Origin of the sequence: Actinotalea sp. C106, assembly GCF_023630195.1 — a bacterium.
Taxonomy (GTDB): domain Bacteria; phylum Actinomycetota; class Actinomycetes; order Actinomycetales; family Cellulomonadaceae; genus Actinotalea.
In genome coordinates this window covers 1-7,843 of the sequence record NZ_JALPKN010000149.1, presented here as the reverse complement: position 1 = coordinate 7,843, position 7,843 = coordinate 1, and the positions used below count along the sequence as shown (strand labels likewise).

The following is a 7,843-nucleotide window of genomic DNA, read 5'->3' as shown; positions in this document are numbered from 1 at the left end:
CGCGGACACCGCCGCGCAGCCCCCGGCCGGGCCCACCACCGACGGCCCCAGCGCCGACGCTCCCACCGGGGCATGGACCCTCGGAGCGCCGGCCGCTGCGAGCGACCCGTACGCGCAGCAGCCGTCCGGGCAGGAGCACGACCCCACGCAGCCTCCGCCCCCGCCTCAGGGCTACCCAGCGCAGGGCCACCCCCAGCAGGGCTACCCGCAGCAGGGCTACCCCCAGCCCGGGTACGCCCAGCCGGCTCAGCCCCAGCAGGGCTACCCGCAGCAGGGTTACCCCCAGGCCGGCTACCCCCAGGCCGGCTACCCCCAGGCCGGCTACGGCACCCCGTACGGGCAGCCCTACGCCGGCACCGCGCCGAGCGGGCCGAGCAGCGTCCTCGCGATCGTCTCGCTCGTCGTGGCCGTCCTCGCGATCCTGAGTGCGTGGGTCCCCTTCATCGGGATCCTCGGCCTGATCGGCGGCATCGTCGCGGTCGTCGTCGGCATCGTGGCCCGTCGTCGGGCCCGGACCGGCCAGGCGGGTGGCACCGGTATGGCCCTCGCAGGCATCATCGTCGGTGCGGTGGCGATCCTCATCGGGATCGCCTCGACGGCCTTCGCGTTCTGGGTGATCGACGAGGCAGGCTCGGCCACGAGCGCGGAGTGGACCTTCGACCCCGAAGAGTTCGAGGCCGAGCTCGACGCCGACGAGCACGCCCGCGAGGAGTTCGACCCTGTCCCCGCCCCCGAGAGCGACGAGCTCGAGCGGGAGGACAGCGGGATGCCGCTCGTCGCCACGGACAGCGAGGCCTACGCCACGCACTCCCCCCTCGCGCTGGGCGAGCCGGCCACGCTGAGCCTGGCGACCGTCACCGTCACCGCCATCGACCTGGACGCCGACGAGGAGATCGCCGCCGCCGACGAGTACAACCCCGCTCCTGCCTTCGGCTACGTCCTGGTGGACATCGAGAGCCGCTACGACGGCGACGAGTTCGTCCGGGTCGGCGGGGGCTACGACGTCCAGCTGGTGACGACCGACGAGATCGCCTACCGACCGACCAGCTGCTACGCGTCCAACCTCCCGGGAGACCTCGCCTTCGAGCTGCCGGACATGCGTCCCGGCGAGAGCGCGGCGTACCAGGTCTGCTTCGACGTGCCGGCCGAGCGGGTCGACGGAGCGTCGATCATGGTCATCGACTACGAGGACTTCGACACGCCGCCCGCCTTCTGGGCGGCGGAGTAGTCGTCGCGCGTCTGCCCCGTGGTCTGGCTCCGCCAACGCTGTCGGAGCACCCCCAGGTTCCGCTCGAAGCTGTCGTCGAACCATGACGCCTTGAGGAGCGCCGTGACGGGTTCGCCGGTCTCGGGGACGATCTCGACGCGGTCCCCGTCCCACCAGCGACGTCGCGCGACGACGGCCCGGACCGCACCCCAGGGGATCGACCGACGACGGCGGTAGCGCCCGACGACGAGCGACTCCGCGGTCATGTGGACCCGGAGGGTCGCGAGCCGCCACGCCCGTTCGGCGAACACGAGCCCGAGGGGGATGAACAACCACCCGGCCGGCCCGAAGTCTCGTACGACCCACACCAGGCCGATGACCACGTAGAAAGGTCGCCACGGCGAGCTGCACGCCCCACGTCCTGGTGCGAGCGCTGAGCGTGGTGCCGACCTCGTCCTTCGTCCCCTCCGACATCTTCTCGAGGCTACCTGCGCCCGACGACGACGCAAGACCCCGGGTCGGCGGCGACGCCCTGCTCAGCGGGCGGCGCCCTGCTCGACGGGCGACGCCCGGGTCGCCGTGGTTACCCTCGATGGAGTCGTCCAGCAGGGGAGCCCGTCGATGAGCACCAATCCGTACGTCGAGAAGGACCCGCAACCGCCGGGCGCCGAGCCGGGTGGTGACGGGCTCACCAGCGGGCCCGGCGGGCCCACCAGCGCCCTGGCCGTCGTCGCCCTGGTCATCGCGGTGCTCTCGGTGCTCGTGGCCTGGATTCCGTTCGTCGGGGTGCTGGGGCTCCTGGGTGGCCTCGCGGCGGTGGTCATCGGGTTCACCGCCCGACGTCGTGCCCGACGTGGCGAGGCGAGCGGGCCGGGCCTCGCCCTCGCCGGGGTCGTCGTCGGCGCCGTAGCCGTGCTGCTCGGCATCGGATCGACCGTCCTGGGCTTCTGGCTCGCCGACCAGGGCAGCTTCTCGGTGGACGAGGAGTGGGCTTTCGAGGTGGGCCAGGACGACGCTCGGGTCCCGCCCGTCGACCCGGTACCGCCCCCGGCGGACGACGAGCTCGGGCGCGAGGACACCGGTACCCCCCTCCCGGAGGAGGAGCGCGACGCCCTCGCCGATGTCCCGACGCTGTCGGTCTGGGACCCCGCGGCGGTCGGGCCGCTGCAGGTGACCGTCAAGGCGGCGAACCTCCGCGCCGACGCGGCGATCCAGGAGGCGAACGAGCACAACCCCGAGGCGGCCTACGGCTACGTGCTCGTGAACCTCGACGTCCGTAACGACGGGACCGAGCCCGTCGGGCTCCACGAGGGGTACGAGGTGCACCTGGTGACCAACAACCAGGTCAGGTACGCCCCGCAGAGCTGTGCCGCCTCGGTGCTGCCGGGAAGCCAGGTCGAGCCCGACCTCGAGCTCGAGCCCACGGAGGAGACCTTCACCGCGGTCTGCTTCGACGTTCCCGGGCAGCGCCTCGGGGACGTGCACGTGGTGGTCACCGACACGACCGACCCCGGCGCCCCGCCGGTGGTCTGGGACGCGAACTAGCCCGGCGCAGCGCGACCCGCGCTCGCCTGGTCGAGGTCGGCTGGCTCGGGGGGACGACGACTCTGCCCGTCTCGGCCGTCTGGGCGGCCACGGCCCTCTAGCCTGGACCGACCAGGGGCGACCAGCCGCGGGCTGCGATCACGGCCGAGCCCCACCGACGAAGGGGGAGACCATGCTGACCAGCACCGACCGCATCGAGGTCACGCACGCCGGCTCGTTGCCGCGCACGCCCGAGCTCATCGAGGCGAACGCCGCCCGGGCCGACGGCGCCGGCCCCGAGGGGTTCGAGAGGATGCTGGGCGAGCAGGTCCAGGGGATCGTGCAGCGGCAGCTCGACGCGGGCGTGACGATCGTCGGGGACGGCGAGTACGGCAAGGCCATGAGCTCGCCGATCGACTACGGGGCGTGGTGGTCCTACTCCTTCCAGCGCGTGGGGGGCCTCGAGCTCGACCTCGAGGGTCGCTGGGCCACCGAGGCCGTGGCCTCGTCCCCCGGGGAGGTCAAGATCACCGGGTTCCTGCACCGGCGCGACCGCCAGCGCTTCGCCGAGGCCTACGCCGACCCGACGTCGGGCATCTGGACCGGGGGCTCGACCAAGCCTGCCCCGTTCCCCAAGGTCGTCGGCCCGCTCACCTACACCGGCCAGGCCGCCGTCGCGGCCGACGTCACGAACCTGGCCGCCGCTGTCCAGGCCTCGGGTGCCCGCGAGGGGTTCGTCACCGCGCTGTCCCCGGGCAGCGCCTCGCGGATCAGCAACGAGCACTACGGCAGCGACGAGGAGCTGCTCTACGCGTGGGCCGACGTGCTGCGCGAGGAGTACCTCGCGATCCTCGACGCGGGCCTGGTCCTGCAGATCGACGACCCGTCGATCGCGGAGAACTTCGACCAGATCGACCCCGAGCCCTCGGTCGAGGACTACGTCGCGTTCACGCGGCTGCGGGTCGAGGCCCTCAACCACGCCCTGCGCGGCCTGCCGGCCGACCGGATCCGCTTCCACCTGTGCTGGGGCTCGTGGCACGGCCCGCACACCACGGACCTGCCCATGGCCGACATCGTCGAGACCATGCTGCAGGTCGACGCCGGGGCGTACTCCTTCGAGGCGGGGAACGTGCGCCACGAGCACGAGTACCGCGTGTGGGACGACGTCGCGCTGCCCGAGGGCAAGGTCCTGCTGCCGGGGGTCGTGAGCCACGCGACGAACGTCGTCGAGCACCCTGAGCTGGTGGCCGAGCGGATCGAGCGGTTCGCGGCGCGGGTCGGGCGGGAGAACGTCATCGCCTCGACCGACTGCGGGCTGGGTGGGCGGATCCACCCCCAGATCGCCTGGGCCAAGCTCGAGACGCTCTCCGCCGGGGCCCAGATCGCCAGCCGGAGGCTGTGGGCCTGAGCACCGCGCAGCGCCTCGGCACGACGACGCCGCCTCCTCCCGGCTTGCGGGCCACCGGGAGCGGATGTCCCCTGGGGGCATGGCATCCACCGAGTTCTCCGACCTGACGGCCGTCTTCATCAACTGCACGCTCAAGCCGTCCCCCGAGCCGTCCAACACCGCCGCGCTCATGGCCGACTCGGTGGCGATCATGCGCGCCAACGGGGTGACGGTCGACGAGCTGCGGGCCGTGGACCACGCCATCGCCCCCGGGGTCCAGCCGGACATGCGCGAGGCCGGCTTCCCCGATGACGGCTGGCCCGCGCTGCGCGACCGGGTGCTCGGCGCGGACATCCTCGTGCTCGGCTCACCCATCTGGCTCGGGGAGAAGTCCAGCGTGTGCACCCGCGTGGTCGAGCGGCTCTACGCGCACTCGGCCGAGACCAACGACGCTGGCCAGTACGTCTTCTACAACAAGGTCGCGGGCTCGGTGATCACCGGGAACGAGGACGGCTACAAGCACGTCGGCATGAACCTGACCTACTCGCTGCAGCACCTCGGCTACACCGTGCCCCCGCAGTCCAGCGCGGGGTGGGTCGGCGAGGCCGGGCCCGGGCCCTCCTACGCCGACGAGGGCTCCGACGGCCCCGCGAGCGACTTCACCCAGCAGACCCTGACCTTCATGACCTGGAACCTCATGCACATGGCCGCGATGCTCAAGCGCTCGGGCGGCATCCCCGCGCACGGCACCTCGACCACGGCCTGGCAGGACGGCGAGCGGTTCGACCACCCGCGGGGCTGAGGCTCCCCGAGGAGCCGAGGGGCCGAGGGGCCGAGGACCGCGCCGGGGTCCTCAGCCCTGGTCGGCGAGGATCTCGTCGGCGTTGACCAGCACCCAGTCCATGAGCGGGAGCAGCCGCTCGGTGAGCTCGCGCCCGCGGTCGGTCAGCGAGTAGTCGACCCGCGGCGGGATCGTCGGCGAGGCCTCGCGGTGGACGATGCCGTCGCGCTCGAGGGTCCGCAGGGTCTGGGCGAGCATCTTCTCGCTGATCCCCTCGACCACCCGTCGCAGCTCACCCCAGCGCAGGGTGCCGCGGGAGAGCGCCACGAGGACGAGCACCCCCCACTTGCTCGTCACGTGGTCCAGGACGACGCGGCTGGGGCACTGGGCCGCCAGCACACCGCCACCGCCGCGGGGCAGGAGCAGATCGACACTGCTCGCCGTCGTCGTACCGTCGCTGACCTGGGAACTCACCGTCATGTCAGTACCTTACCCAGAAGTGGGTACCTGCCAGGAGGAAGGGTTGGACGACGGGACTCGTTGATCACCACGAGGCGCCACCCGACGCCCCCCGCACCTGAAGGAGATCATCCATGACCGTCGTCGTCACCGGAGCCACCGGCCACCTCGGACGCCTCGTCGTCGAGGACCTGCTCGCCCACGGCACCCCGCCCGAGCAGGTCGTCGCCACGGGCCGCCGCGCCGAGGCCCTCGAGCCCCTCGCCGCCCGGGGCGTGCGGACCGCGACCGTCGACTACACCCGACCCGAGACCCTGACCCCGGCCCTCGAGGGCGCGGACACCGTGCTCCTGGTCTCGGGCAGCGAGGTCGGTCAGCGCGTCGCCCAGCACGGCAACGTCATCGAGGCCGCGAAGGCCGCGGGCGTGCGCCGCGTCGTCTACACCAGCGCGACCGAGGCCGACACCTCCGCCCTGGTCCTGGCGCCCGAGCACAAGGCCACCGAGGAGCTCCTCGCGGCGTCGGGCCTGGTCACCGTCGTCCTGCGCAACGGCTGGTACACCGAGAACTACGTGCCCGCGGCCCAGCAGGCCGCCCAGACCGGCGAGCTGGTCGCGAGCGTGGGCGAGGGCAGGGTCGCGAGCGCCTCCCGCATCGACTACGCGCAGGCCGCCTCGGCCGTGCTGCGCACCCAGGAGCACGACGGCGCCGTCCTCGAGCTCGCCGGCGACACCAGCTGGGACCACCACGAGCTCGCCGCCGCGATCAGCGAGGTCACCGGCACCCCTGTGACGTACCGGCCCGTCTCGCCCGAGGAGCACCGCGCCGCGCTGCTGGCCGCAGGACTCGACGAGGGCACCGTCGGCTTCGTCGTCGCCCTGGACGGCAACATCCGCGACGGCCTCCTCGCGGGCACCCCGGGGGTGCTCTCGACCCTGCTCGGCCGCCCGACCACCCCGCTGGTCGACGGGCTGCGCGCCGCGCTCGACGAGGCCTGAACCGGGCGTGGCAGGCTGGGCCCGTGCCGACCCCCACGAGCCCAGCCCCCTGGTCCGCCGTCGAGCAGGAGCTCGCCACCACCCTCCGCAGCCTCGAGGAGGGCGAGTCGGTCGTGGTCGAGGTGACCGGTGCCGGTCGCCCCGCGGTGCTGCAGGAGCGGCGCCTGCTCGGGCTGGTCCGCGAGCGCACCGGCACGGTGCACCCGTACACGCAGGCCATCCGGGTCGACGACGCGCTGGTCGCCGAGTGCGCGGGCTCACCCCGGACGGGTGGGGTCTACCCGTGGACCCCCGAGGAGGAGGAGCGCATCCTCGCCCTCGGTTGGCTCGTCCCCGACCGCCCCGACTTCGTCGTCCCGGGATACCAGCGCGAGTGGGTGGCCGGGCCCGGGCTCGGGTACGCCGAGGCCACCCACACGAGCGAGGCCGCAGCCCTCATGGTCCGCACCCTCCGGGAGGTCATGGCCTGCACCGACCCGGCAGACGTCCGGGTGCAGGTCAACCGCAGCTGACGGTGGTCGCGGGCCGCGACGCCCGTGGTGAGCCCGGACCGGCCACTGCTGGCTAAGGTGTCCGCGTGGGGAGCGGATTCAGCCTTGACCCGGCGGCGCTGGCCGGGGTGGTGGCCCAGCTGCGCAGCCAGGCCGACTCGACCGGGGGGCTCGCCCTCCCGGCCGGTCCCGACGTCGGACGGTCGACCGACGAGACCAGGACCGCGGTCACCGCCCTGACCGGCGCGCTCGAGGACATGACCGAGAGCCTGAGCGCCCTGGCCGACACCCTCCAGGCGACGATCGACGACTACCAGGCCGACGACGGCGCCACCGCCAGCTCGCTGAGCGGCACCGGCCAGGGGATGCAGGTCCGATGATCGAGCTCCAGGTCCACGGGGACCCGTCCGCCTGCTACACCACCTCCGACGACCTCGACCGGTTGGCGTCCGTCGCGAGCTCGACGATCGACACCCTGAGCTCGGCCCGTTCGGCCGCCACCGGGGCGTGGACCGGGGACGCGGCCGAGGCCTTCGACGTCCGACTCGTCAGCACCCGGACGAGCGTCGCCACCCTCGAGGGGCACGCCGAGGCGAGCCGCGACGCGCTGCGGGAGATCGCCCGGGAGATCACCACCCTCGACAACCGGATGACCGCGATCGCCGCGGACGCCCGCGCCGGCGGCCTCGCGGTCACGGCCACGAGCGTGCTCCCGCCCGGGCAGCTCGCCGAGGACTCGACCCCGGAGGCGGTCACCCGCCACAACGACCGCGTGACCCTCTACAACAGCCTGGTGGAGCGCGCCCGGGAGGCCCGCGACGCCGAGACCCAGGCGCACGAGCGCCTGACCTCGAGCCTGCGGACCGTCACCGGCGACGGGGCCTTCGTGTGGTTCCTCAAGGGGGCGGGGCTGGTCCCGCGCGAGCTCTCCGGGGCGGGGGTCGGTGGTTGGCTCGCGGCGGGGGCCCTGACCGGCCTGGCGTGGCGCGCGAGCTG

General features: G+C 73.4%; 10 protein-coding genes. 8 read left to right on the top strand and 2 right to left on the bottom strand.

What is annotated here, in order from left to right; translation table 11 throughout:
- Nucleotides 1–1,228 (top strand): DUF4190 domain-containing protein (locus L0B03_RS10985; protein ID WP_250445837.1); only part of this gene is annotated, 1,228 nt, incomplete at its 5' end.
- Here L0B03_RS10985 and L0B03_RS10980 read toward each other — a convergent pair.
- Complete coding sequence (locus L0B03_RS10980) at nucleotides 1,183–1,575, bottom strand: hypothetical protein (protein ID WP_250445836.1); 393 nt, start codon at nucleotides 1,573–1,575, stop codon at nucleotides 1,183–1,185. The genes L0B03_RS10985 and L0B03_RS10980 overlap by 46 nt on opposite strands.
- Before the next feature lie 253 nt (nucleotides 1,576–1,828).
- On the opposite strand from L0B03_RS10980, the gene L0B03_RS10975 reads away from it, so the two are divergent.
- From L0B03_RS10975 to L0B03_RS10965, 3 genes are all read left to right on the top strand, one after another.
- Entirely contained in the window at nucleotides 1,829–2,752 is a 924-nt protein-coding gene (locus L0B03_RS10975) for a DUF4190 domain-containing protein (protein WP_250445835.1), read from the top strand.
- 172 nt (nucleotides 2,753–2,924) lie between these two features.
- Nucleotides 2,925–4,139 (top strand): cobalamin-independent methionine synthase II family protein, encoded by a 1,215-nt coding sequence (locus tag L0B03_RS10970; RefSeq protein WP_250445834.1) that lies wholly within the window; start codon nucleotides 2,925–2,927, stop codon nucleotides 4,137–4,139.
- A 79-nt stretch (nucleotides 4,140–4,218) separates the two neighbouring features.
- Nucleotides 4,219–4,920, top strand: coding sequence for a flavodoxin family protein (locus tag L0B03_RS10965; RefSeq protein WP_250445833.1), 702 nt, complete (start codon nucleotides 4,219–4,221; stop codon nucleotides 4,918–4,920).
- A 51-nt stretch (nucleotides 4,921–4,971) separates the two neighbouring features.
- On the opposite strand, the gene L0B03_RS10960 is transcribed toward L0B03_RS10965, so the two are convergent.
- Nucleotides 4,972–5,379: a helix-turn-helix domain-containing protein gene (locus L0B03_RS10960; protein WP_250445832.1), complete on the bottom strand. Its 408-nt coding sequence runs from the start codon at nucleotides 5,377–5,379 to the stop codon at nucleotides 4,972–4,974.
- Between the two features lie 113 nt (nucleotides 5,380–5,492).
- Here L0B03_RS10960 and L0B03_RS10955 point away from each other — a divergent pair, with 113 nt between their 5' ends.
- The 4 genes from L0B03_RS10955 to L0B03_RS10940 all read left to right on the top strand — a co-directional run.
- The gene (locus L0B03_RS10955; RefSeq protein ID WP_250445831.1) at nucleotides 5,493–6,356 is read left to right on the top strand and encodes an SDR family oxidoreductase; all 864 of its coding nucleotides are present in this window, start codon (nucleotides 5,493–5,495) and stop codon (nucleotides 6,354–6,356) included.
- Between the two features lie 23 nt (nucleotides 6,357–6,379).
- A complete protein-coding gene (locus L0B03_RS10950) occupies nucleotides 6,380–6,868 on the top strand; it encodes a hypothetical protein (RefSeq protein WP_250445830.1) in 489 nt (162 codons plus the stop codon).
- A 65-nt stretch (nucleotides 6,869–6,933) separates the two neighbouring features.
- Entirely contained in the window at nucleotides 6,934–7,227 is a 294-nt protein-coding gene (locus tag L0B03_RS10945) for a hypothetical protein (RefSeq protein WP_250445829.1), read from the top strand.
- Nucleotides 7,224–7,843, top strand: a 620-nt coding sequence (locus L0B03_RS10940; RefSeq protein WP_250445828.1) for a WXG100 family type VII secretion target, incomplete at its 3' end; no start/stop codon positions are given. The genes L0B03_RS10945 and L0B03_RS10940, both read left to right, overlap by 4 nt.

Excerpts from the sequence above, each read along its gene's own strand:
- L0B03_RS10975 (WP_250445835.1), top strand. The coding sequence starts at position 1,829 with ATGAGCACCAATCCGTACGTCGAGAAGGACCCGCAACCGCCGGGCGCC.
- L0B03_RS10970 (WP_250445834.1), top strand. The coding sequence starts at position 2,925 with ATGCTGACCAGCACCGACCGCATCGAGGTCACGCACGCCGGCTCGTTG.
- L0B03_RS10965 (WP_250445833.1), top strand. The coding sequence starts at position 4,219 with ATGGCATCCACCGAGTTCTCCGACCTGACGGCCGTCTTCATCAACTGC.
- L0B03_RS10960 (WP_250445832.1), bottom strand. The coding sequence starts at position 5,379 with ATGACGGTGAGTTCCCAGGTCAGCGACGGTACGACGACGGCGAGCAGT.
- L0B03_RS10955 (WP_250445831.1), top strand. The coding sequence starts at position 5,493 with ATGACCGTCGTCGTCACCGGAGCCACCGGCCACCTCGGACGCCTCGTC.